At 43.2% G+C, this 25033-nt stretch carries 23 protein-coding genes; 11 read left to right on the top strand and 12 right to left on the bottom strand.

All coding sequences use genetic code 11. The annotated features are described in order from the left end of the window. Window positions 1-78: 78 nt before the first annotated feature. Window positions 79-759, bottom strand: a complete 681-nt coding sequence (locus tag RMZ42_RS17165; RefSeq protein WP_322672515.1) for a DsbA family protein — start codon at window positions 757-759, stop codon at window positions 79-81. A 226-nt stretch (window positions 760-985) separates the two neighbouring features. Here RMZ42_RS17165 and ffh point away from each other — a divergent pair, with 226 nt between their 5' ends. The 5 genes from ffh to RMZ42_RS17140 all read left to right on the top strand — a co-directional run bounded on the left by ffh (window position 986) and on the right by RMZ42_RS17140 (window position 5496). Further along, the gene (ffh, locus tag RMZ42_RS17160; protein WP_322672592.1) at window positions 986-2452 is read left to right on the top strand and encodes a signal recognition particle protein; all 1467 of its coding nucleotides are present in this window, start codon (window positions 986-988) and stop codon (window positions 2450-2452) included. Between the two features lie 404 nt (window positions 2453-2856). Beyond that, window positions 2857-3117: a 30S ribosomal protein S16 gene (rpsP, locus tag RMZ42_RS17155; protein WP_322672514.1), complete on the top strand. Its 261-nt coding sequence runs from the start codon at window positions 2857-2859 to the stop codon at window positions 3115-3117. Further along, window positions 3080-3511, top strand: a complete 432-nt coding sequence (locus tag RMZ42_RS17150; protein WP_322672513.1) for a KH domain-containing protein — start codon at window positions 3080-3082, stop codon at window positions 3509-3511. The genes rpsP and RMZ42_RS17150 overlap by 38 nt, the downstream gene beginning before the upstream one ends. Window positions 3512-3860: 349 nt before the next feature. After that, complete coding sequence (locus RMZ42_RS17145; RefSeq protein ID WP_322672512.1) at window positions 3861-4814, top strand: PhoH family protein; 954 nt, start codon at window positions 3861-3863, stop codon at window positions 4812-4814. A 277-nt stretch (window positions 4815-5091) separates the two neighbouring features. Continuing rightward, a complete protein-coding gene (locus tag RMZ42_RS17140) occupies window positions 5092-5496 on the top strand; it encodes a ChuX/HutX family heme-like substrate-binding protein (RefSeq protein ID WP_322672511.1) in 405 nt (134 codons plus the stop codon). Window positions 5497-5501: 5 nt separating this feature from the next. Here RMZ42_RS17140 and RMZ42_RS17135 read toward each other — a convergent pair whose 3' ends face one another. After that, entirely contained in the window at window positions 5502-5840 is a 339-nt protein-coding gene (locus RMZ42_RS17135) for a carbon dioxide-concentrating mechanism protein CcmK (RefSeq protein ID WP_322672510.1), read from the bottom strand. 116 nt (window positions 5841-5956) lie between these two features. On the opposite strand from RMZ42_RS17135, the gene RMZ42_RS17130 reads away from it, so the two are divergent. Then, window positions 5957-6757, top strand: a complete 801-nt coding sequence (locus RMZ42_RS17130; protein WP_322672509.1) for a DUF6816 family protein — start codon at window positions 5957-5959, stop codon at window positions 6755-6757. A gap of 88 nt (window positions 6758-6845) precedes the next feature. Then, a complete protein-coding gene (locus RMZ42_RS17125; protein WP_322672508.1) occupies window positions 6846-8666 on the top strand; it encodes an ABC transporter ATP-binding protein in 1821 nt (606 codons plus the stop codon). A 322-nt stretch (window positions 8667-8988) separates the two neighbouring features. Here RMZ42_RS17125 and RMZ42_RS17120 read toward each other — a convergent pair whose 3' ends face one another. Next, window positions 8989-9945: a hypothetical protein gene (locus RMZ42_RS17120; RefSeq protein WP_322672507.1), complete on the bottom strand. Its 957-nt coding sequence runs from the start codon at window positions 9943-9945 to the stop codon at window positions 8989-8991. Window positions 9946-10251: 306 nt separating this feature from the next. Beyond that, a complete protein-coding gene (locus RMZ42_RS17115; protein ID WP_322672506.1) occupies window positions 10252-10926 on the bottom strand; it encodes a Uma2 family endonuclease in 675 nt (224 codons plus the stop codon). Window positions 10927-11426: 500 nt separating this feature from the next. On the opposite strand from RMZ42_RS17115, the gene RMZ42_RS17110 reads away from it, so the two are divergent. After that, window positions 11427-13532, top strand: a complete 2106-nt coding sequence (locus RMZ42_RS17110; protein ID WP_322672505.1) for a M3 family metallopeptidase — start codon at window positions 11427-11429, stop codon at window positions 13530-13532. A gap of 303 nt (window positions 13533-13835) precedes the next feature. Here the strand turns inward: RMZ42_RS17110 and RMZ42_RS17105 are convergent, their stop codons facing one another. The 3 genes from RMZ42_RS17105 to RMZ42_RS17095 form a co-directional block, all read right to left on the bottom strand. Continuing rightward, window positions 13836-14639 (bottom strand): DUF928 domain-containing protein, encoded by an 804-nt coding sequence (locus tag RMZ42_RS17105; RefSeq protein ID WP_322672504.1) that lies wholly within the window; start codon window positions 14637-14639, stop codon window positions 13836-13838. A gap of 158 nt (window positions 14640-14797) precedes the next feature. Further along, window positions 14798-17140: a CHASE2 domain-containing protein gene (locus RMZ42_RS17100; protein ID WP_322672503.1), complete on the bottom strand. Its 2343-nt coding sequence runs from the start codon at window positions 17138-17140 to the stop codon at window positions 14798-14800. 183 nt (window positions 17141-17323) lie between these two features. After that, a complete protein-coding gene (locus RMZ42_RS17095) occupies window positions 17324-18292 on the bottom strand; it encodes a DUF1822 family protein (protein WP_322672502.1) in 969 nt (322 codons plus the stop codon). Between the two features lie 179 nt (window positions 18293-18471). Between RMZ42_RS17095 and RMZ42_RS17090 the strand changes: the two genes are divergently transcribed. After that, entirely contained in the window at window positions 18472-18876 is a 405-nt protein-coding gene (locus RMZ42_RS17090; protein ID WP_322672501.1) for a four helix bundle protein, read from the top strand. Window positions 18877-19052: 176 nt separating this feature from the next. Here RMZ42_RS17090 and RMZ42_RS17085 read toward each other — a convergent pair whose 3' ends face one another. The 3 genes from RMZ42_RS17085 to RMZ42_RS17075 form a co-directional block, all read right to left on the bottom strand. Beyond that, entirely contained in the window at window positions 19053-21776 is a 2724-nt protein-coding gene (locus RMZ42_RS17085; protein WP_416211819.1) for a CHAT domain-containing protein, read from the bottom strand. Window positions 21777-22174: 398 nt separating this feature from the next. Then, on the bottom strand, window positions 22175-22333 hold the full coding sequence (locus RMZ42_RS17080) for a hypothetical protein (protein ID WP_322672499.1): 159 nt from the start codon (window positions 22331-22333) through the stop codon (window positions 22175-22177). Next, window positions 22330-22512, bottom strand: a complete 183-nt coding sequence (locus RMZ42_RS17075; RefSeq protein ID WP_322672591.1) for an addiction module protein — start codon at window positions 22510-22512, stop codon at window positions 22330-22332. Before RMZ42_RS17075 ends, RMZ42_RS17080 begins: the two co-directional genes overlap by 4 nt. A 307-nt stretch (window positions 22513-22819) precedes the next feature. Here RMZ42_RS17075 and RMZ42_RS17070 point away from each other — a divergent pair, with 307 nt between their 5' ends. Further along, window positions 22820-23293: a TspO/MBR family protein gene (locus RMZ42_RS17070; protein ID WP_322672498.1), complete on the top strand. Its 474-nt coding sequence runs from the start codon at window positions 22820-22822 to the stop codon at window positions 23291-23293. Window positions 23294-23383: 90 nt separating this feature from the next. Then, window positions 23384-23857, top strand: coding sequence for a TspO/MBR family protein (locus tag RMZ42_RS17065; RefSeq protein WP_322672497.1), 474 nt, complete (start codon window positions 23384-23386; stop codon window positions 23855-23857). Between the two features lie 205 nt (window positions 23858-24062). Here RMZ42_RS17065 and RMZ42_RS17060 read toward each other — a convergent pair whose 3' ends face one another. Then, window positions 24063-24770, bottom strand: coding sequence for a M15 family metallopeptidase (locus RMZ42_RS17060; RefSeq protein WP_322672496.1), 708 nt, complete (start codon window positions 24768-24770; stop codon window positions 24063-24065). Continuing rightward, window positions 24771-25033 (bottom strand): hypothetical protein (locus RMZ42_RS17055; RefSeq protein WP_322672495.1); only part of this gene is annotated, 263 nt, incomplete at its 5' end.

Here is a 25033-nt window from a genome sequence, read left to right as displayed (position 1 = left end):
TGGTATCAGGTCAAGGAGTTAGACCAGGAATAAACAAAGAAGCAAAGTGATGATTTTTCCAACTCACCTGAAAAATTATCACTCGGCACTCAGTACTGTTTTGGTAACAGCAGTATTACATAATTGTTTTACCTTTTCTGTTACCCAATCAACACGATCCTTTCCCCAAAACCTCTCACCTTCAACTACCCAAGTTGGGACTCCGGGACAGCCAAACTGTTCGTATTCTGCCAAAGCTGCCACTGCTGCAAGTTTTGCTGCTTCCCCGTAGATTAACTCAAGAATGCGATCGCCATTTAACCCAACATCATCTGCAACTTTCTTAATCACAGACTCATCATTGACATCAAGTTGGTCAATGTACGTCGCTCGAAAGAACGCGGCATCAAGCAGATGCTCCTTCCCAGTTCCACAAGCAGCGTAATAGGCTCTCGCGGGAAGTTCTTCGCGGCCAAACTTCATTTTCTCCCAGCGCTTGACCCACCTACCAAATTCTTCAAATTCTTTTAGCCGAATTTCAATGCCGTACTTTTTCGCCCACCGCAGACAATCTTCTTTGTGATAGGACGATAACACGGCGCTTTCACTTCGTCCTTGTAAATCAACTATCTTTATACCTCGCTCCTTTGGTATGTAAATTGGTCGTCGTTCAATATCAACAGGTAAACCCTGCAATGCTTTTTCAGCAAGAGCGATACCAATATATGAATTTGACGAGTGGTAAATCGAGTATGAGTATACTTTGACTCGCTGCGACATCTTGGCTACCGTAGCTACCTAACTGATAATATTACGAACTAGCGATCGCAGCAGTAGGCAATATTCAATCATCAGAGTCCCCAATCCCCAATCCGTATCTGATTGCTACAGTCGCGGTGAAAAATACTAAGCTGGTAGATAGCACGTTAAAACTTTAGTGGAAATTCGCGATCGCATTCATCGGCGGTTTAGAATTCCCCATTGGCGAACTACCTGTAATTACATTATGTTTGATGCATTATCTGACCGTTTAGAATCCGCCTGGAAAAAACTGCGGGGACAGGACAAAATTTCTCAATCCAACATTCAAGATGCATTGCGCGAAGTGCGCCGCGCCCTGTTGGAAGCAGATGTCAATCTCCAGGTAGTAAAAGATTTTATTAGCGAAGTCGAAGCCAAGGCACAGGGAGCCGAGGTGATTACCGGCGTGCGACCTGACCAACAGTTCATCAAAATTGTTCATGATGAACTGGTGCAGGTGATGGGAGAAGAAAATGTTCCCATCGCAGAAGCCCAGGCACAGCCTACTATTATTCTGATGGCTGGGTTGCAAGGTACTGGTAAAACCACAGCTACCGCTAAGTTAGCCTTACATCTGAGAAAATTAGAGCGTAGCTGCTTGTTGGTGGCGACAGACGTATATCGCCCAGCAGCGATCGACCAGTTGGTGACGTTGGGTAAGCAAATTGACGTACCAGTATTTGAACTAGGAAGCGACGCCGATCCCGTAGAAATCGCAAGGCAAGGTGTAGAACGCGCCAGAGCAGAAGGTGTCAACACGGTAATTATTGATACTGCTGGTCGTCTGCAAATTGACGAAGATATGATGGCGGAATTAGCCCGCATCAAAGCAACCGTCCAACCCCATGAAACTCTGCTGGTGGTGGACGCGATGACTGGTCAAGAGGCCGCAAATCTTACCCGCACCTTCCACGAACAGATTGGAATTACTGGGGCAATTCTCACCAAGTTAGATGGTGATAGCCGTGGTGGTGCTGCGCTTTCGGTGCGAAAGATTTCGGGAGCGCCGATTAAATTTGTGGGCGTGGGTGAGAAAGTCGAGGCACTGCAACCGTTTTATCCCGATCGCATGGCATCCCGAATTTTGGGAATGGGCGATGTGCTAACTTTGGTAGAAAAAGCCCAGGAAGAGTTTGACTTAGCTGATGCTGAGAAAATGCAGGAGAAAATTTTGTCAGCAAAGTTTGACTTTACTGACTTTCTCAAGCAGCTGCGGATGCTAAAGAACATGGGTTCTCTGGGAGGCTTGATCAAGATGATTCCAGGGATGAACAAGCTTTCAGACGATCAACTCAAACAGGGAGAAACCCAGTTAAAGCGCTGTGAGGCGATGATTAACTCCATGACTCGCCAAGAACGCCACGACCCCGATTTATTAGCCAGTTCTCCCAGTCGGCGGCGGCGGATTGCTGCTGGCTCAGGCTATAGAGAGTCAGATGTCAGCAAACTGGTGGGTGATTTCCAAAAAATGCGATCGCTCATGCAGCAAATGGGTCAAGGTAGCTTCCCTGGAATGCCGGGAATGTTCGGCGGTGGCGGCGGTATGGGCAACGCCTTCGCCGGTGCTGGTAATCGTCCCGCAGCCCCAGGATGGCGAGGTTATGATGGTGCCTCAGCCACAAAAAAGAAAAAACCCAAAGATAAAAAGAAAAAAGGCTTTGGCAATCTTTAGTCATTAGGCATGGGGCATTGGTAATTTGCTAATGAGCGAATGGCACTAACGAAAAGGCGAAAGGCTTGTGTCACCTCGTTCCCAGTCTGAAGACTGGGAATGTATTCCAAGAGGCTCTGCCTCTGGTCAAGCCACTGGAGGCGGAGCCTCCAGGCTCTTAACCCGTTAGGGTAAAGCTTATAGCTTTACAATCGTGCCATTCGCTAATGACCAATGACAAAGGACAAATCACTAATGACAAATAGCAGCAAATGCTAGGCAGTGCTAAAATTAGCATTTCGACCTCAGAATTTATTAGCAGAGGAAACTAACCCTTAATTTATCGGCAGCAGCCAGATTTAGGTTACTTCCTCACCAATTAGTTGCTAATTAATATCTAACTACAGGAGAATGATTCTTCAACCATGATCAAACTGCGCTTGAAACGATTCGGTAAAAAGCGGGAAGCAAGTTACCGCATTGTCGCCATTAACAACCTCGCTCGCCGCGATGGCCGTCCCTTAGAAGAATTGGGTTATTATAACCCCAGAACTGATGAAGTGCGACTAGACGTTCCCGGTATCGTCAAGCGACTACAACAAGGCGCTCAACCCACTGATACCGTTCGTCGCATTCTAGTAAAAGCTAATGTTTTTGAGCAGGTCAGTGCAACAGCCGCATCATAATTTCGGAACAAAACTCCCAACAGCTAGCCCCAACTATGTTGAGCTGGTTCGGTTTTTGGTACAGCCGTTTTTGGAATCTCCAGAAACATTAAGCGTCGATTGTGAAATTTCTCAGGCCCTCAACCGGGTTTGGGTTCGCATCGCCTTTGAAAGCACAGATAAAGGAAAAGTGTTTGGTCGAGGGGGACGCAATATTCAGGCAATTCGTACAGTAATTGCCGCAGCCGCAGCCGCAGCTGGGCAATCAACATACCTGGATATCTACGGCAGCACCACTCCGGGCCGGGAGGGTATGTCTTTTGATGAAGACACTGAAGATCGATCGCCACCGCCGATTAAGAGAGAACCGCGAAATGATGGGCCTAAACCCATTGTTAAACCGCGCCTCCGTTAGGTTGAAACTAAAGAGTAAATCTGAGCGGTTGTTGTTACCTCCGCTCAGAATTTTTATAAAGATGGAAAGTAACAAAAAGATTTTTAAATCTTTTTTTGAACTCTTCACCAGTAGGGGCTATGCCCTCACCCCCAGCCCCTCTACCATGTTGGGAGAGAGTAAATTCTCCAGTTCCCTTTCTCCCATATTGGGAGAAGGGGTTAGGGGATGAGGGAAAGCTGTACGCCCCTATGGATGATTAATTTGTTGCAAATATTTTTCAAAATGTAGGTAATAAAAGTATAAATTCGCCGTTAGCGAGAAAAATTAACCTTTGTCAAATACAGATCCTCACCAATTAAGAAATACTATGGCAGGTGCCTTAACAATTCAGCTGCCGAATATTACCAGTGCGATCGCTCTAGCTGGAGATGGAGAAGAAAATCTCAAAATCTTATCTCAGCAAACAGGAGCCACTTTAGTGCTACGCGGACAGGAATTAGTGATTTCTGGTACTGAAAAGCAAATTGATTTGGCTTCTCGATTAGTGCGATCGCTTGAAGACCTCTGGATTAAAGGCAATACTATTTCCAGTGCGGATATTTTAACAGCCCGTCAAGCCATAGATAGCGATCGGCAAGGGGAACTACAAGATTTACAGCGAAATGTCCTCGCCAAAAGTCGCCGGGGTGAAGAAGTCCGTGCCAAAACCTTCCGCCAGCGTCAATATATCGACGCACTCCGCAAACGCGATCTTACCTTTGGAATTGGCCCTGCTGGTACTGGCAAGACTTATCTCGCTGTTGTTGTCGCCGTCCAAGCACTCCTTGCCAACCAATTTGAAAAGCTAATTTTAACTCGCCCTGCTGTCGAAGCTGGTGAAAAGCTCGGTTTTTTGCCTGGAGACTTACAGCAGAAAGTTAATCCCTATCTTCGTCCACTTTACGATGCTATTTATGAATTTATCGATCCAGAAAAAGTACCCAGTTTAATGGAACGCGGTGTAATTGAAGTCGCACCACTGGCTTATATGCGGGGACGCACCCTTAATAACGCTTTTGTAATTGTAGATGAAGCGCAAAATACTACACCTGCTCAAATGAAAATGGTTTTGACTCGTTTGGGTTTCCGTTCGCGGATGGTGATTACAGGCGATATGACACAAACTGATTTACCACTTCACCAACAATCGGGTTTAGGAGTAGCTTTACAAATTTTAAAACACGTTGAAGGTATTGCTTTTTGCGAATTTTCTCAAAAAGATGTCGTGCGCCATCCGCTAGTTCAGCGCATTGTTGCGGCTTATGAACAATACGAAAAATAGAGATTGAGAATGGGGCATGGGGCATTGGGCATTAGTTATACCAATTTGAAAAAAGAATGCGACAAATAGACCATTTGTAGAGACGCGATTCATGAGCCAGCGCGTTGCGGGGGTTCCCACGGCAGTCGCTCATGGGGGGAACCCCCAAGACCGCGCTGCCTCCCCGTTGTAGCGACTGGCGTCGCGTCTTTACCCAAGGATATGTTGCAATCATTAATTGAATTGGTATTATGAATCATCGTTTAATCAACGACAAATGACAAAGGACAAATGACAAATGACCACAACATTAAAAGACTTTTTAGAAGCTTGCGAGACTTTGGGAACTTTGCGTTTAATTGTTACTAGCAGCGCAGCTGTATTAGAAGCACGAGGCAAAATAGAAAAGTTATTTTATGCAGAATTGCCTAAAGGTAAGTATGCAAATATGCACACCGAAGGCTTTGAGTTTCACTTGAATATGGACAAAATTATTCAGGTTAAATTTGAAACAGGTGAAGCGAAAAGAGGTAACTTTACAACCTATGCCATTCGGTTTTTAGATGATAAACAGGAGTCTGCTTTAAGCTTATTTTTACAATGGGGTAAACCAGGAGAATATGAACTAGGACAAGTGGAAGCTTGGGAAACTTTAAAAGAGAAGTATGGGGAAGTTTGGCAACCTTTACCAGCAGAAATTTAATACAGCTAAACTGATAGGGGTGGAGGAAATCGGATATCTGCACTGAACTGCTCGATATTAACGCTGCGATGAATCGGTAAAACATATTCTAAATTTTCGTGGGGACGGGGAATAATGTGATTAGAAAGTACCTCGCCACCGTCAACTCGCAGCACCGCCTTTAATCCTGCTGTCACTGCTACATTCACCTCGCCTATAGCTCCTCGAATTAAGACAGTAATTCGTCCCAAATCAGTGTTTTCATAACCAACAAGGGTTACACGGGCAGCTTTACACATGGCATCTCCCACTTCCACTGCTGTGGGAACACCATAAACTTCAATCATACCTAATGCCAATGTCATGCTATCACTATAAATTCGGGATAGGGCTAATTATCTCACTACAAAGTTTTAATTTATTACAGAAAATTACTTAATTTTTAATCGGTAAACAATAACCATTAAATACAAAACTGCTAATGCTTGTAATCAAGGTAATTTTGAGTTTTTGCTTGCTGTTTTTATTCCTTATGTGGGGTGGTGAAGCTTTTGCAGGAGAGTTATCTCAAAGGTTAGCAAATTTTCCCCAATGGGAAAAACTAACTTCAGTGCAATCGGCTTCAGGTGATTTAGTTTACCCTGAATGGATGGCTGGAACTTGGAAAGTTACAAGTACCTTAGTAGATTTAGCTGCGCCTTTAGCACCAGAAATTGTAACACCAGGGTTTGAAGGTAATCATCGGCAATTAAATCAGCCTGTGAGTTTTGTAGTAAGATTTGTGAAACAGCAACCACCTATTTCTGGATTAAAAATACTTACTCAGATAGGTGACAAATCCCCAATTTTAGTAGCGGATAGAGCGTTTAATAGCTTGAATTTGGCAAGAGCTTATTTAGGGGATAAAGCAGTGTTATCAGTCAAAGTAGATCCAGATTCACCTAATCGTCAAATTACGTTCTTGCGTAGCAGTCGCCAACTAGTTTCTATTGTGACTGCACGTGCTACAGAAACTACCCCTGATGGCAAGTTCATCACCACAGAAGTGTTTCAACAACTATTTAAAGGCGGTTCGCGCCCCTATTTAAACTCTGTAGAATCGACTACGGCTTATCATCAAGTTTCAACATCTAATCCGGTGATTGAAGCAGATCAAGTTACTGCTGTCTATCTTTCATCCCAAGATCCAGATTACTTTAAAGCTGGTTTTCGACCAGTTGCTCTCTACCGCTATCGCCTCGAATTTTTCCCTCAAGAGCTACCAACTACTCCCAAAGAGTGATTTGTCATCTAGCTCTTGACTACTTTTGTAATACATTTGTAGTATATAAATTCCAAGTTTACGATCGCGCTCTTGGACGGTGTGCATCATGGCCAAATTTCAAGATATTGTCAATTACTTTCGCTCTGATTGGAAGCTGAGTCTCTTTAGTATTGGAGCATCCAGCGTTTACGAAGTTATTGATTTGGTTGTCCCTTATGCGATCGGACAGATTTTAAACATTTTATCTGCTCAACCCTTGGACAAACCACTTCAAAGTGCGATCGCAACTTTTTCGGACATCACCAATTACCCAGTTAATAAAACTCTATCTTTGGGTGTATTACTGGGTTTAATTTTCGTTGTCACCGTAGTGAGAGCGCCAACACAACCCTGGTTAACCAATTGGTTTCATTGGGATATAGCTTTCAGGTCGCGTCGAGAGAAAAACGAAACAGCGATCGCTAAAGTTCTGACTCTGCCACTAGAATTTTATGATGAAAATAACCCTGGACGCATTGCCGGCAGAGTAGCTAGAGGTGTTGCTAACCACACTTGGGCATATCCCGAAATCGCCGGACAGTTGATTCCTAAACTGGCTCGTGTACTGGGGATTTTTGTGTTTATCTTGTTCATTGAGTGGCGGATTGCAATTTTGTATCTAATTTCCTTTGTAATTATTCTCAGCTTCAGCTTGAAGGGTTTACAACAGCTAATTAGGTACGAAACTCGTCTGGATAAATATGGAGAGAACACCGAAAGCCGCACTTCCGAATTAATCACCAATATCAAAACGGTGAAAGCATTTGCTACAGAAGCTAGAGAACTGAAGCGGCAAAAGCAACGTTTGAATCGCGAACTAATGGTGCTTGATTATCGCATCCACAAAGGTTATACGATATTGGGTACTTGGCAAAGAACCGTAATTCAGTTTTGTGTGTTTGCAATACTGGGTTTAACTTTAGCAGCAACAGTAAATGGGAGAATTTCTCTCGGTCACTTTGTCATGACCTTAACTCTTTCTAGCATGGCTTATGCCGAATTAGAACCTATTGGTAGCTTGGCAGAAGTTTTTGCCCGTCGTTATTCTTCCATGCTGCGGTTTCACGAATTTCTGCAAGAGCCAACTGCATCTGATTCAGCTAGTCTCTTAGAAGAAAGCAACCAGACAGAATCACCTTATAAATTTACTGGAAAAATTGAGTTGTCGCACCTCACTTTTGGATATGATGCCAACCGCCAAGTTTTGCAAGATATCAACTTATTGATTGAGCCATACCAAACAGTGGCATTAGTGGGGCGTTCTGGTTCTGGTAAATCTACTTTAGTAAAATTGCTGTTGCGATATTTTGAACCTCAAGCAGGTCAAATTCTGATTGATGGTCAAGATATTCGCACTTTGGATGTCGGTAAGTATAGACGGAGATTAGCGATCGTTCACCAAGAAGTAGACGTTTTCAACGGTACTATCTTGGATAACCTGACTTATGGCAGAACGAATGCCACTTTCGAGCAGGTTCAAGAAGCCTGTAGAATTGCCAGAGTCGATGAAGTAGTGCAGCACTTACCCAAAGGTTATTACACTGTCGTGGGAGAACGAGGTGTCAGGTTATCTGGAGGACAAAGGCAACGCTTGGGAATTGCTAGAGCATTGTTAGTGGAACCAGACGTGCTGATTTTTGACGAAGCCACCTCTAGTTTAGATTATGAGTCTGAGCGTTCAATTCAGCTAGCGATGCGATCGATTCAGGGCACTTGCACCACCATTGTTATTGCCCATCGTTTAAGCACAGTCCGGGAAGCTGATAAAATTGTCGTTCTAGAACAAGGAAAGATTGTAGAAGTGGGTAGCCACGATGAACTCTTGCGTTACGAGGGTATTTACCGCCGCTTGCATTCCCTGCAAGAAACAGGAGAACTCATAAGTTAGGGGACATACACATTTTGGATTTTGGATTAACCCCATAAATGAATCCACCTGATTAAATCGACTTTATTCACAATAAGGAATAAGGTCGATTTCTTTATAGATATCTTCAAAAATTAAATATGTGTTATCTAAAACCCTTTCGCGTCTGTTCGGTGGTATAACTAATATTATCAAATGGGGAATTTGCTCCTATTCCCCAAGAAAAGCGTTAGCCATTGAAATTAGTTTTACGCGCTTGGATGAAGCGCGATAAGTAAAGTAAACGATCCATTGATCGCTACTGGATACTAATCACTAATCGAAGTCTTCCAATCAGAAAAAACTAAGATTTGCTCTTATCTGCTTCTTTCTGTGCCGCCTCACTGTATTTTTTATAAAGTTGAGTACGAATTTTAGCTTCTTGATAACGGCTGTGGGTTTGTGGTACCGTACTCATTAAATCTGAAGCCCGTTGCCACTTAGCAGCAATCTCTAACCACTGAGTTGAGGTTGTAGCTGTTTTTCCAGATGCAGAAGCTTGGTTGGCAATTCGCACAGATATTTGAAATGGATCGTCAGAAGGCTCAGAAAAGCTATTGTTAGGAGCGCGAGACGGTGTTTGGGCTTTGCTATCGTTAGTGTTTTCTGTAGTTAAAGATTTGGAAGTTTCTGGTTGTATTAGGTTTTTCAATTTATTACCTAGCTGGGCATAAACAACCCAACTAAGCAATAACAGCGAGCATAAACCTGCTGCTGCTAATATCTTTGTTTTAGGTTTATTTTTGTATTTTTCTTTGTTAATGAGTACTAAAGGACGAGAGACTTGAGTTTTAGGATAATTTGGTTTTCCTAGTTCAGCTTGAGCTTCTGTGAAATCTTTAATTAATTGCTTTACAACATTTGGCTGAATTAATGTAATTTCCTGTGACCAAAGCAATTGATTTTCGCGATCGCTATCTATTTCTTTTAACCACAGCAATTGTTGTTCTCGAACAATCCGACTGTTGATCTTGACGCGGCGAATGTGACGTGGGGCGATAGACTCAAGAATTTGCTGGATTTGTTCTACCAGGGGAGATTGCTCAAGTTGCTCTACTTTAGCTGCCTCGCACAGAATTTGTAAGACACCATCAGAAAAAATGGCTCTAGTTCTGACACACGACTGGGCTAGCTTTTCGTTCAATAGCTGAATAATCGCCGCAACGCTGCCTTGGTGAGCTTGCCAAGCTATATCGTTTATCCGGTCTATCACCTGAAATTTAGTGATAGCTCTTCCACCCTGACTGATTAACGTATTCATTAATTTAGGGACTCTTTTCTACTGACCTTGATCTTGTCTTCGATTTTACGAGTAAAAAGATGAGTTGCCAAATAATATCATAAATATGGAAATATAGAGCCTTCCTTTGCGGTTTGTAAGGAAGCTCGCTGATGGTCAGTTGATTTGTACGCTTACACGCCTTGAAAATGTGGAATTCTTCGGTTGAAACTGCGCTTTCAAGTTAACGCCTATGCTGACGGACAATTTACCTGTTTGATATAGTACACGATCGCGTCTTTTTGTGATAGTGCGAAGCACCCGCCACATGCGATCGCAAATCTATAGCTAGATAATATCAGGGTCAACGCCAAGCGATCGCAGTTGTTCTTTCAACCTTTCCACCTGCGACTCTGCTTGTTCTCTCACCAATCTTTCCTGTTTCAGTGCCTTTGCCAACTCTTCTGGAATCAGCAACTTTTCTCCAGTGTCTTCTCGATAAAAACCAATCAGTTGCCCTTCTATTTGCAAGCGCAGCTGCAAAAGTTCACATCGACTATCTGTAATTGGCTCATACACCTCACCTCGCAGTCGATACCCTTGCAATTTCTCCTTAATCCACTCTCCCTTGGGATCAAATAACCAGTACTCTATTACGCCTAATTGTTCATAGAGCGTCTTCTTGAAACCCGTGTCCTGGTTTTTAGTACCCTCGGAGGTCATTTCAAGGATTACTACAGGCACTTGTCCCTCTTCCCATATCTTGTAATTATCCCGTCCTCCAGGAGCGACATTAAAAATCACCATTACATCAGCAGCTACCCGTAACCTTGGAAAACCCTGAGCATAATAGAGAAACTGGTTACTCAAAACCGTTGCTTGCCGATCCAGCAAATATTGCCTCAATACTTCTAAAGTTGCCAGTAAAGCACATAAATGAGCATAACTTTCTGCTAAAGGTTCACCATCCGAGCTTGGATAAAAAACTTCTGTTGATTGAGAACTGGGTAAGAGGCTAGTCACGTCGCTTCTCTTCGAGACGCCAAGGGCGAACGCTCCGAATTCAAAATTCAAAATTAACAATTTCCATAAATAAATTTAGTTGCCTGTATCCTTTTCTGTTTCGGTCATCATTAGCCACCTGTTGAGAAGATGCCTGGATGATTATATTATCTCAGGCACTTTCCTTGAAATTTCTAGAACTGCCGAGTAAATGAAGAAGACAAAGGTGATGAGAGAGAATAACCATGTCCAATGTCCCTCAAGAGTGCTGTTAGCGGAAAGCTAAGGTTTAGCCCGTGCTGTTAGCGGCTAGCTAAGGTTTTGCCCAATGCCCAATCCCCAACAATGTTGTTCAAATACCAAACAAAATAGTTATATCGGGATACTTTTGTGAGGAATTATCGTTTTTTTTAGCTTTTTGCCACAATGGCAATACTAAATAGCACAGCGATCGTTACATTAGAAGATATATAAATAAAAATCAACAATGATTTTTTTTCGTTCGCAGTTCACACAAAATCATGAGTGCAAGTACCATTATTTCCGATAATCCCTTACTCCAAGGCACTGGTTTACCTCCATTTACAGAGATTAAACCAGAACGAGTAGTACCCGCCTTCAATCAGTTGCTAGCAGAACTTGACCAGCAACTTGCCACCTTAGAGGCTAATGTACAGCCGACTTGGAGTGGTTTAGTAGAACCCTTAGAAAAGCTGACAGAACGGCTTACCTGGAGTTGGGGGGCGGTAAATCATTTAATGGGTGTTAAAAATAGCCCGGAACTGCGCGAAGCTCATGAAATCGTACAGCCACTAGTCGTACAATTTATCAACAAACTCGGTCAAAGCCAACCCATCTACAATGCTTTTAAGGCACTTCGTAGCAGTGATAGTTGGGCAACTTTAGAATTAGCCCAACAGCGCATTGTAGAAGCCGCCATTCGAGATGCAGAACTTTCTGGGGTAGGCTTAAAAGGAGAAGCAAGAGACCGTTTCAACGCCATTCAGATGGAGTTGGCAGAACTTTCTACTAAATTCTCTAACCATGTACTTGATGCCACAAAAGCCTTTAGCTTAACCCTGACAACAAAAGCGGAAATTGACGGTTTACCACCAAGTTTGGTGAGTTTAGCCGCTCAAGCTGCACGAGCCGCAAAAGAAGAGAATGCCACACCAGAAAATGGCCCTTGGCGCATTACTTTAGACTTCCCCAGCTACGGCCCTTTCATGCAGCACAGCACCCGTCGAGATTTGCGTGAAAAGCTCTACAAAGCTCATATCACTCGTGCTTCTAGTGGCGATTTAGATAATAACCCGTTAATTGTGCGTATTTTGGAGTTACGGCAAGAACTCGCAGATATACTTGGCTTTAAGAGTTTTGCCGAATTGAGCCTTGCAAGTAAAATGGCTCCTAACGTTGAGGCAGTTGAAGCACTATTAGAAGAACTACGCCAGGCCAGTTATGATGCTGCTGTCAAAGACTTAAAAGAACTCCAAGCTTTTGCTGCATCTTATGGAGAAGAATATCAAGATTTAAAACATTGGGACATCAGCTTTTGGGCAGAACGCCAACGAGAAGCAAAATTTGCCTTTACCGCTGAAGAATTACGTCCCTATTTTCCCCTTCCCCAAGTGCTAGATGGCTTGTTTGGACTTGTTAAGCGGCTATTTGGTGTTACAGTAACCCCTGCTGATGGCCAAGCCCCAGTATGGCATGAAGATGTCCGTTATTTTCAAATAGCCGATGAAACTGGTTCTCCCATCGCTTACTTCTACTTAGATCCCTATAGCCGTCCAGCAGAAAAACGTGGTGGTGCTTGGATGGATGTATGCATCAATCGTGCCAAAAATGAAAATGATGCAACTGCCATCCGTTTGCCTGTGGCTTATTTGATATGTAACCAAACTCCCCCAGTAGATAGTAAGCCGAGTTTGATGACTTTCTATGAAGTAGAGACTTTGTTCCACGAGTTTGGTCATGGATTGCACCACATGCTCACCAAGGTTGACTATGCGGGAGCCGCAGGTATCAATAATGTGGAATGGGATGCAGTGGAACTACCCAGTCAGTTTATGGAAAACTGGTGTTATGAGCGACCCACTTTGTTTGGTATGGCTAAACACTACGCAACTGGAGAAGCTCTACCAGAGCATTATTATCAAAAGCTGCTAGCGGCGCGTAATTATATGAGTGGTACTGGTATGTTACGGCAAATTCACCTTAGCAGTGTTGATTTAGAACTACATTACCGCTATCGTTCTGGCAGCAATGAAACTCCAGCAGATGTGCGTCATCGCATAGCTAAGACTACTACTGTTTTACCACCACTTCCAGAAGATTCAATACTGTGTTCTTTTGGGCACATTTTTGAGGGTGGTTATGCAGCAGGTTACTACAGTTACAAATGGGCTGAGGTACTAAGTGCTGACGCTTTTGCCGCTTTTGAAGAAGCTGGGCTAGAAAATGAAGAAGCTATAAAAGTGACAGGTCGGCGTTATCGGGATACAGTACTAGCACTCGGTGGTAGCAAGCATCCAATGGAGGTGTTTAAAACTTTCCGGGGTCGTGAACCAAGTACGATCGCTTTGCTCAGGCACAATGGTTTAGTAAGTGTTGCTGCAAACTAAACAACACAACTGTAGAGATGTTGTATTGCAACGTCTCTACATCAAATCTTTGCTTATACAAATTCAATCGATGAATCGGTGTAAAGTCAAGACGCGATGAATCGCGTCTCTACAAATGGTCTATTTTTTCCATTCTTTTTTCAAATTGGTATAGCAACAGTCAAGGTGGTTAGGACATCAACAGACGATAAAACTTAGACACAAAAAGGCTTTTCACCCAGTCCCCAGTCCCCATTACCCCTTATCCCCAGAGGGGACCCCACCATCCCCAGTCCCTTGCTATATTAAAAATTTTTTCCTAGTTTAAGGTGTTCCTGGAAGAATGGGTTCTCCGGCAACATCATCTAAACGGATGCTGCTTAACAAATTTCGCCACTCTGCTTTTAGGGCTGCATCTTGAGGATTTTTTTGACGCAGTTCAGCCAACGTTGTCAGTGCCTCGTACCATATCGCATTTTGGGCATAGATAGCATAGCGCTTTAGAGGTTCTGCCGTTTCTAGTTGTTTGACTGTTGGTTGACTGAGGTTAACTCGTTTTATTACCCCTTCAACAAAACTTGGGGGAGCATTCTGTTGCTTGTCACAGTTAATTGTGAAAAACCAGCGGTATTGTTGGCCTACTGCTAAACCGGGAGCAGTGCTAGGTAAAGAAACGGGGATGACTCCTGGCTTATCTGGTAGAGCGATCGCTTTTTTGTATACCTCGTTAGCATCTGGATCTTGCAACACAAATTCAACTGTATAGGGCAAATCTTTGGTATATGGCACATAGAAGAACCAACTTGGATGTTCTACTGTTGTTTGTCCCCAGACATTAATCACTGAGTTAGCTTCCTGAGTAAAGGGGACTAAAGCAGTCAGGTCAGGTTTAGTAAGTGGACATCCCTCCGGCCCGGTGCGCTTCGCTCCACCACGAACGCGACCTCCAGGAGGGGAGCCAGCTGGAATTGGAGGTTGATTAAAGGTTTTAGCTTGAGCAAGGATTGTTTTAGCATCAGAGCGGTTAGGGGTTGGTTTCGCCAGTACTGGAGTCAGACTAACTGATAAACTTGTACAGCTAAAAGCTACTACTAAAAACAGCTTTATCGGTTGTGAATTTGAATTCATAGACACCTGACCTCATAGGATTTTAGATTTTAGATTTTAGATTTTAGATTGGGCACTGGGCGTTAGGAGTGCTGAGTGCTGAGTTAGGAGTTAGGAGTTTTGTTTATCTCCTTGTCCCCTTGTCCCCTCATCTCCTCTGCTCCTCTGCTCCCCTGCTCCTATTCCCCATTCCCCGCCCGCACTTTTGTTTTTGAATTACTATAAATTGACATTAAAACTCCCATAGCTAACAACGATAAAGCCGACGGTACGAAAGGCACCCAAGCACCTGAAATTAACAGACCAAAGCAAACTACATACAAAACGCTAGAAGCAACACCCATTGCCAACGCCAACCAGGGTAAAGAAAACCTGCGCCAAGCTAGGACTCCCCCAATCAAAGACCAGCCCCAAATCCAGATTACCTCTGCCCACCATGACCAAGCCCGCAGCAACGGCCGCCCATCTTGGACTGCACCAAGGATCTGGCTGACCATGTGAGCTTGTACCAGTACTCCTGGCATTTGCTCGTCTAAAGGAATACCATAAGGTGTAGGCCAGGTGTCTGGAGAATCACCCTTTGCAGTCACACCAATGAGAACAATCCGGTTTTTGATGGCGTTAGGGTTAATTGGACTAGATAAAAATTGCCTTAGGTTTACCTGTTCGGCTATTTCTTTTGAAGAACGATAGTTGAGTAAGATTTGACCGCCATTCGCATCAATATTTTGATAGCCACCAGTACGAGACTTCAAATTCTCAAAAATAGTCTTACCCAACTGCAAATTTCCTTCAGGGGTGAACTTTGTTTGAATTCCTAAAGGGTGCAGATAAAGGGATGCTAGTTGTAAACTGAAGGAATATTCAGCAGTACACAATGATGTCGCCTCTTGCTTCATGAACAGAAGATGCCGACGAATAACTCCATCGCGATCGTGAATAAAGTCACTGAATCCCAGATTTGCTGGAGGGATTTCTGGTGGCGGCTTAATGCCTTTGATATTTCCTGTGCGATCGCTCCCCTTGCATACGCCAACCAAGTTCTGAGTTTGCTGGAGACGAGTAATTAAATCTGGCTCTTTGGCCTGAAAATCACGGTAGACATCTAAGCCGATCGCGCTGGGTTGGTATTGATTCAGTTTTGCTAAGAGTTTATTCAGAGATTTTTCAGAAATAGAAGCTCCAATTAAGGACTCGCCATTTTGTCTTTGAATTGCTAAATCCTCATCGTCAATTGTGATAATCAACAGTCGGGGATCGAGTCCTTCTGTGGGGCGCGATCGCATCATTAAATCAAAGGCTTGAATCTCTGGATTTTCTAGCAATCCCACCAATCTCACGCCACAAACCAAGGCTGTAACTGCCAAGCTGGATAACACAGTTCTCTTAAATCTGCGTTTGTTAGACAAAGGTAAACTTGCTGGCTCTTCATCTTCAGATTTTGTAGACCTTAATTCATCCCAAGTCGGTGGTATCTGCGCCGGATTTTGGCAAATTACTGGTAGCCAAGTTGCACAAGGAAATCTATCCTCAAGTCCTTGCAAGCGTTCCCGTGCTTGGCGTACCGCTTGATATAAAGACTCGCCACCGGCAAAGCCTTCGAGAAAATATTTTAAAAACTCCTTCGCAACCTGGTCTGGGACGGGTTCGCGCATGACAATTATTTGAGGAATTTGCAAATCAGCTAATTCTCGCGCCAATCCCAAGCCATCACAGGAGTTAAATATAGCTAATTGCAAACCATTTTCAATGGCTTTTTTGAGAGCGTACTTTAACTCGCCAATGGTAAGACTATCAGTTCTATTCAGATAAATTCGTCCGCTTTCGCCATTTCCTTGACTGGAACTGTGTCCGGCAAAGAAGAGAATATCCCAGTTTTTTCCCCAGAGATGCTCAGTCAAGTCCTTACGTTGTGGTTCTACCAAAAAGCTCACCTGTGCGTTACTACACTGTTGCAGTAAAGCTCGATCGGCTTGGGTATCAATCCCTTTACTATTGCCGACAATTGCCAAAATATTGACTAATTGATTGAGAGTGCGTGGCTTGTGAATGCGATCGTAAGATGGTGAAGAAAGGGCAATTTCAGCTTTGGGATAGCGTTCTAATAACTCCCACAGATGCCAGGGTAATAGCTGCAATTGGCTATTTTCTGTTTGCAAAATTACCCGTACTTCGTCGCTGGATGATAATCTTTCTAACCATTTTTCCCTCAAAGGGCGAAATTCCTCTGCTCGCAGCCAGGTATTAAAGCGTGCCCGCAAAATATGAGAAGCGTTTTCGCAGTCTTGCACCATCGATACATTCGTCACTTGCATTTTGTCAGCATGGAGGCGATAACGATTACCTATCTGCCGATAACTAGACTGCCAATGACTATAATAGAGCGGCATTTCCGGGAATGAAGGGAGCCTCCCAGTGATTTCGGTTGTAGCACGCTCGTGTTCTTCACCAATTTGGAGGGTGACAGCAAACCCCTGCTCAAAACTACCCTCTCCAAATTTGATCGCCACTAATTTACCCATAACCGTCGCTATTTCCCCATGCAAGATCGTGCCCTGTTCTAATGTCCGATCGCAAGCTTCACAAGTATCTACAGATTTTTTTCAAAATCCCCAAAAACTAGCTTGGATTTTTAATTTTTAATTTTCAATTAATGAATTATCACTTAATAAATTACTGACAAACAAGGAAGATAGTTACATATTTCAAATTCGGAAATATTCGGTAATACTGGTATTATCCAAGGCGACCCTAACACTAAATTGCTCTGTAGGTTCACCACGAAACTGCAACTGAATGTAGTTGTCTGATTTTCTCGATTGAGCGTCAAGAAATATTGCTCCTGAACTATCTATAACAGTGAGATGAACTCCTGGTGGCAAGTAAATTTGATTTCCAGTGGCGTGCAATTGGAGATGAATACTAGTTTGTCGATCTTTTTCGGGGTTGATTTCCACAATCAACATCACAGGTTGGTTGTGGATTTGGATACCTAAATCAATCACTTTTGCCCGTTTAGTAATTGATTCTGGTTGTTTGAGGGTATCTAATTCCAAAGTTTCAACACTGCGAAAGGCATAAGTTGGCATGAGTTCCGGCACGTTCCACAGCGATTCAATAGTTTCCCAACCAGTCTCAAATATACCAGCAAACCATTGGCTCAAATTCACTAATGAATTAGCTGGGGATTGACGCAGTTCCCAGATGCGATCGATAAACGCTTCCAATGGTTGCAGTTGCGCTAAAGGAACTGTTTGGGTTGCTACACTAGGGATAAAACCAAGCAGCCTTGCTTCTTCGAGCGATTCATCAAATTGAACTATTAAATAACCCACCCGTTCTTCCCAAGTTTCTGGAGGAATAAAACATATCTCCTGATGCAGATGGACAGGGCGACACTCCAGACGGCCAATTGAGGGCAGTTCTAAATCAGCGACATCCCCACAAAGGCGCACAATTGGGTTCCAACTGTCACTAGCTTGAAGATCGGTAGGAATATCCATCATCTGCAAGTAGTCATTCACCACCCATACAGCTAAAGTATTCAGCCGGACTTGCTCTGCTTTTTCAAGATTTGGTTGCTGGTTAGCAAATTGCTGGGCAGTTATGCGAGCTGTTTGGGAAATCGGCAATGTTAAAGCGAAATCATCTAGCTGATAGGTGGAGTTATTCATAAGTCAATTTCTAGGGTTCAATGCTGCTATGTATATATCACCCGCATTCAATAAATTTATGCCACAAAACTGAATACTGGAAAAAGATAATTGGGATTGGGGACTGGGGACTGGGGACTGGGGATTAGGTAAAAATATCCCATAAAATTGAGGGATTGTTTGTATATTATTAAGATGATATGGGAGATAGAGGTTTTGAGTCTTTAGACTTCTATCAAGATAGCGTCAAGCTACTAAAAGCAGCTTATCGACTAGCAGATAGGTTGCCAACTTTTGAGCGTTACAATTTGAGCGATCAATTACGAAGATCGGCTTGTAGTGTTTTACTGAACATAGCTGAGGGCTACGGACGTTATCATTATCTAGATAGATTGCGTTTTATGTACATTGCTTGTGGTTCATTAACTGAGACTAAAAGTGCTTTCATTATTGCTGAAAGCCTGGGGTACTGCAATACAGAACAATTACACTGGGTTAGTCAACTTAAAGACCAGATTGAAAAAGGTCTTAAGGGTTACTGTCGTTTCATTCGTTCCCAACAACAAGGTAAAGAAGAGTATGGCACTAGATTAGGTAATTGGTGATTAGTGATTGGGAGATTTGAGGTTTTGAGCTAGATGAACGAGTCCCCAATTCCCAATCCTCAGTCCCCAGTCCCCAGTCCCCAGTCCCCAATTCCCAATCCCCAGTCCCCAGTCCCCAGTCCCCAATTCCCAATCCCCAGTCCCCAATCCCCAGTCCCCAGTCCCCAATCCCCAAATCACAACCAATTACCAATCAATACATAAGCAGACCAAAAGCTTGGCGCTCTGTAATTGGGGTGTTTCAGCAGTTGTAGTTGGGCACGATGGACTGCTTCGGCTTTGGTGATTTTGCCACTCTTGAGTTCTCGATAGAAGGCACTAACAAACATCGCTGTTGATTCATCATCAATTTGCCACAAAGAAGCGATGGTACTACGTGCCCCAGCTCGGACAGCTGCTCCTGCTAGACCCAGTGCTGCCCGGCTGTCTCCTGTTGCTGTCTGGCAAGCACTCAAGACTAATAATTCTACTACGGTTTTACCCTGGCTGTGGAAGAGAGTATCAAAATCTTTGACATTTATCTGACCATCGAAATCTAAAATAAAAGTGTCTTCGAGGCGGGAGCTAAACTGACCGTGGGTTGCCAAATGCACTATGTTGAATGAAGCAGCATCAATTTCACTTTCCAAATTCTTTTTCTTAAAATCCCCATCCAATAGGCTAGTTGTCGAAACTCCTGCTTTCGTAATACCGTCAAATTCAGATTTGATCGCTAGCAATGGTGCAAACTTGGGAAATCCTGGCGGTGGCTGAGTCAGTCCTGCGGTTAGCGCTCTGAGTTGCTGTTTAATTAGCGGTTTCGGGTCGAGGAGTTGTAGACCGACGCTCAGGGCGATCGCATATTTCTCTACTAAATATTGTTTACCATCGTAGAGAGCCGCCATTGGTAAATTGCGTAATGGCCCATCTAGGACGAACACTAACGTATCGACACCACTTTGCTGCAATTGTGACTCAATGGGTTTAAGCAGCCAACTGTAAACTTGTTGCGATTGGGTTTGGACGATCTTAGTAGCAGTTGGATCGACAAGATTTCTTCGCAGTTTTATTAGGAGTTGCTCTACTTCCCCTTGGGAAATCTTGGTACTATAGCTTTGCAGAGATTGTTTGGGAATTTTGACAATTACCTGGAGTTCGTCACGAAGAATAATTGGATAAAGGATGGCAGCCTTGGTATTGTCTTTGTCTACTACTCGATCGAGGGCTACTTTCTGGCCTTGCAGACAAGCTTCTTGAAAGAAGTCGTCTAATTCTGCTAGTTGGAGTGCTTCAATCCGTTGGCGTGCTTTATCCAATATTTTTTCATTTGGTTTTCCTTTTTGAGATTGCAGCAGTAACTCTACTGACTGGCGGTAGACGGGTTCTACACTGTCCCGGAAATCAAATTGCACATCTTGGTTTACTACATCTTTATTGACTACTAAATCTCTGCGGAGAGATTCAAGAGTGTCTACAGCAGCATCATAAGCGGCGATCGCACCATTAATATCTTTTTGTGCCCAAAGCAATCTACCTAACTGCCACTCCAAGCTATAGGTAATTTCTGGTGCATTGCTACTCTGTGCCAAAGCTAATCCTTGCCGGGTCAAGTCTTGCGCTTCTGACCACTGTCTGGTTTCTTCGTACAAGCCGCCTAAACTCTTTAGAGCATAAGCCTCTGCCCGCTTGTCTTCTAAGCTGCGGGATTGCTGGATGGCACTAGCGAGTAATTTTGCTGAATCTTTTGTACTTAATCCTGAGTAAAAACTATGACTCGATGCTTGTAATACACCACTCTTGACTTTTGCCAAACTTTGTGAAAAGTTAACATGAGCGTAAATACTCGCACGGCTGAGAGGGAGTTGCCTGAGTTGGGACTCAATCGACGGCAAAAGAGTTTGCACCTTTGCCCATTCTTTATCTTCGATCAGTAGTCCCAGGTGATTGAGTTGTGCTTGAACTTTTGTGAGGGGTGAGGGAGATAGTGCGACTGTTTTTTGATAATAGGCGATCGCCTGTTCCTTTTGATTTTGTTTACGGGCATTATTCCCCAAGCTGAACAGACTAGCCCCAATATCAGCGCTTGATTGGAGATTTTGAGCAATTATCAGACTTTCTTCTAATGCTTGACGTGACTTTTTCAAATCGCCCAATACCAAAAGAGCATCACCGAGCGATCGCAAACTCACTGTCTTTTCTAGAGAATCTGGTTGAGATTTTAACGTCTGACTTATTCGATCGAGGGTTTTGATCGCCCGCGGGTAAAATCCTTGAGTGCGCCAAGCTTGTGCTTGATTGATTAGCGATCGCACCACACCACTTTGATTATCTGCTTGTTTGTAAATTTCTTCTGTTTGCTGCCAAGTTGCCAAAGCCGCTTCCGACTTTCCCATTGCCAATTGCAGACGACCTTGAATATCTAGTGATTGGGCAAATATTTGCAGATTTTGGTTTTTATCCGGTTCTTGGAGTACATTTAAGCTTTCTGTAATTGCCTGCTGCGCCTGATTCCATGCACCGAGTTGCTGGTAAGCTAGGGAAAGATTACCCAATGTGACTGCTAGTGCAAGGCTCTCCCCTTGCTGCTTATATATTTGGACAGCCTGTTGTAAAACTTCTACAGCTTTGGCAAAGTTGCCATTACTGTATAAAACTTTGCCCTGCTGTAAGAGTGAGGCGGCATCAGTGGGCACAGCCAGCGATACTATACTATTTATTGGCAGTTGGGATAAAGAATTGATTGAGCCAGGAACTTTTGCTAGCACTGGTGAACCGAGAATGCATAGCAAAGCGACCAGGAAGTACAAAGGCAAACGTAAAAAGTGAGTTAGGGGGGTGAGCCAGCGCGTCCTTGCCGTTTCTCGACCCCTGCTTTTAAACTTTAGAGAATTTGCGCCAAAAATCCTAGTTGTTTTAGCCATAAGCATGACGAGAGGTAGGTGATAACCAGAAACACATAGGATGAACTATTAGGCTAACAGGCTAATGTTACCATCTCTATTCCCGATCAATCTTTGAGCTTCTACAATTTTCTTATTTATGGCGATCGCTGTGAAACTTGATTAGCAAAGTAAATGAAATACACGGGTAGAGGCACAACATGTTGTGCCCCTACGATTATCTCTACCTCATCATGCAATTTGTTGTAGTTAAAAAGCGATCGCTAACCTTAATCAAAAACTCACTGAAATCGCCTTCTCCAATAATCCGGTCTGCGCTTGCTATGTGCTATTGCAACAATCCAGATAAACTCTTCAATTTCTGCATAGAAGATGAGATCAGGAAAATCCTGAATCACATAACGACGCAGCCCTACAATTTAATACGGCGCTCCTATGTTCGAGTTTTGCTGAATCTTGCTAATAGACTGTTCCACTTCAGATAAAAAATCTAGCCCTAGACCTGCTTTTTGCTTCTCGTAGTAGCCGAAATTATCTAACTCTTCTCGTGCTTTGGTGTGGATAATAATCGGCTTCACGAATACTTGTCTCGCAGTTCGGTGAATACCTTATCTGACTGTTCACCAGAAACTATTCCACTACTAATATCTTCCAACCTTTGTGTTAACTGAATATCCCAAGCAAGGTCTATATCTTTATCCACTTCTTTGTCTAAAGAATGGCTCAAAAAGTAAGCAAGCTCTGCACGCTCTTCTATGGATAGCTGAGAAAGTTCAAGCCTAAGTTTCTCTACCGTTTCTTCCCAATGCCTATAGGACTCATATTTGATTTTTGAAAAAAACTCAGTACAGCTTTATTCCTTCTTCCCAGTCCCCAGTCCCCAGTCCCTAGTCCCTACGATTAATTCAGAAATCAAATCAGATTGCTATATAATTTAAAATCCAGCCAAACGATGTGAAGGTTTCAAACTCAGGGATGATGAGTAATTAGCAATTAAATTGACAAAATCAGACTATAAAGAGTGGTATTAAGCGATAAATAGCGCTTGTAAAGGACTAACGGGCATGATTAAATCTTGGATGGTGATTGGGGGCGTGGCTTTCTTGGTTGCTTTAGCAGCGAACGTGATTACGCCTAGCGATCGCCAATGGTTCAAGCGTTTACAACGACCGAGATGGCTAACTTTTGAGGGTGCAATTCCGATTATTTGGACTGTAATATTTATTTGCGGTGCTTGGTCAGCTTATATTGTCTGGGAAAAAGACCCAGGAAGCACCTCAACCTGGTTAATCATGGGTTTATATCTGCTATTAGAAATTGTTACGATTGCCTATACGCCTGTAATGTTTAAGCTTCGCAGTCTGAAAGTGGGTACAATTCTCGGTGGCACAGGTTTGATTATTGATATTTTATTGATACTTGCAGTCTTAGGTTTTTCTGGTTGGGCAGCCCTATTACTAGTTCCTTATTTACTCTGGAGTCCCATTGGTACTTATACCACTTGGCAGATGATGAGTCTCAATCCTCAAGATGCCTAAGAATCGCACCAGAGAATGATTAAACATCTAGTCTAAATTGTCAAACTTGCAGTGTATGAATTGACAAAATACACAAAGCAAGAGTGCATTATGATTCCATCTTGGATAATAATTGGGGCTGTAACTTTCTTCGTCGCCCTTGGTAGTTTCTTCATCACGCCACGTGATGTTAAATGGTTTGCAAACTTAAGTCGCCCTCGTTGGCTAGTTTTTGAGCCGCTGATTCCAATTATCTGGACTGTGATTTTTATTTGCGGTGCAGCTTCAGCTTATTTTGTCTGGGAAAAAAATCCCGGAGGCATAATTACTTGGCTACTAATGGCTTTGTACCTCTTGGTGGAAATTATCACCGTTGCCTACATACCTACAATGTTGAGGTTTCGCAGCCTCAAAGTTGGGGAAGTTCTTGGGCTAATCGGTTTGATTTCAGGCGTTGTCTTGGCAATCTGCGTTTTACCGATTTCTCTAATAGCGGCGTTGTTACTCGTTCCCTATCTAGTTTGGACTCCCATTGGTACTTACACCACCGACGAGTTAAAAGAACTGAATCCTCAAGATGCTTGAAGAAGTATTCAGTAGTCTGAATTCAGTAGTCAGAAGAAGAAAGTGTAGGATGAACGCTTATTTATTCCTTATGGATTCCGTAAGAAAGATTTCGCATTTAGTATCACCATTTATTCAGCATTAGATTGAGCAAGTCTGCCAGTTAGACTCCAATTCAATTCTGAATTCTGAATTCTGACTCCTGAATTTTTTTGTAATAACGCATCTATACAAGCCGCCCATAACGTGCTGTGGTAGGATTGGCTGGATTAGATTGATTATTTAGCCAAGCCCACATTTGATCGCCAACAGAAAAATGCCACCATTCTCTAGGATTGCGTTGAAAGCCGGCTTTTAACATTACATCTTGCAATAGTTGACGATGAGTATGATACTTTTGCGTTTCTGAGCGATCGCTATTGGCATAATAATCGGGATGCGATCGCTCTGACATTTCATCAATCGGCGAACCCATATCCACTATTTCGCCAGTATCATCTACCAGCGTCACATCCACCGCCCCACCAGTACTGTGAGGAGGCGGAGTTTTTGCATCCAAACTCGGTGCAGCCCAAATTCCATAAACCGCTTCCCAAATCTCTTGGCGTTGGTTTGGGGATAACTCCACCTCAGTCAGTCCTCTATCCCGCACTGCTTGGGCGAAGCTGTAATCTACCATAAACTGCTGGACTGCTACTGGGCGATAGGCATCAAAAATTTGAATCCGCCACTTCTGACGCAACAATTCTAGGTAATTTTGCGCTTGGAGCAAGTTTTCAATAACACTTTGACGAAGATAATAGGGAGAGCGATCGCCATAAGGCGCACCTAACTTTTCATAAGGATGGGGAGATTCCACCGCAAACAATTCTAAAGGAATCGCTACTAGCGGTTCACCACACTCAAAAATCGGGATTTGATGATAAGGTCTCATCTAGTCAGATACACAGGACTTACGCATTTTAACGCAAGCATAGCATTGTGCATAACGATTCTCTTCTTCCTCTGTATCCTTTGCGGCTCTGCGTGCAATACCAATTTTTCTCAACCCTGAACAATTTGTTATTTCGGAGTACTCATTTGTTATTTTGGAGTACTCATTTGTTATTTCGGGGTACTCATTTGTTATTTTGGAGTACTCATTTGTTATTTTGGAGTACTCATTTGTTATTTCGGAGTACTCATTTGTTATTTCGG

It is taken from the genome of Nostoc sp. DedQUE05 (assembly GCF_034530955.1).
GTDB lineage: Bacteria > Cyanobacteriota > Cyanobacteriia > Cyanobacteriales > Nostocaceae > Nostoc.
The sequence above is the reverse complement of the archived record's forward strand: the minus strand, read 5'-3'. Positions and strand labels throughout refer to the sequence as shown.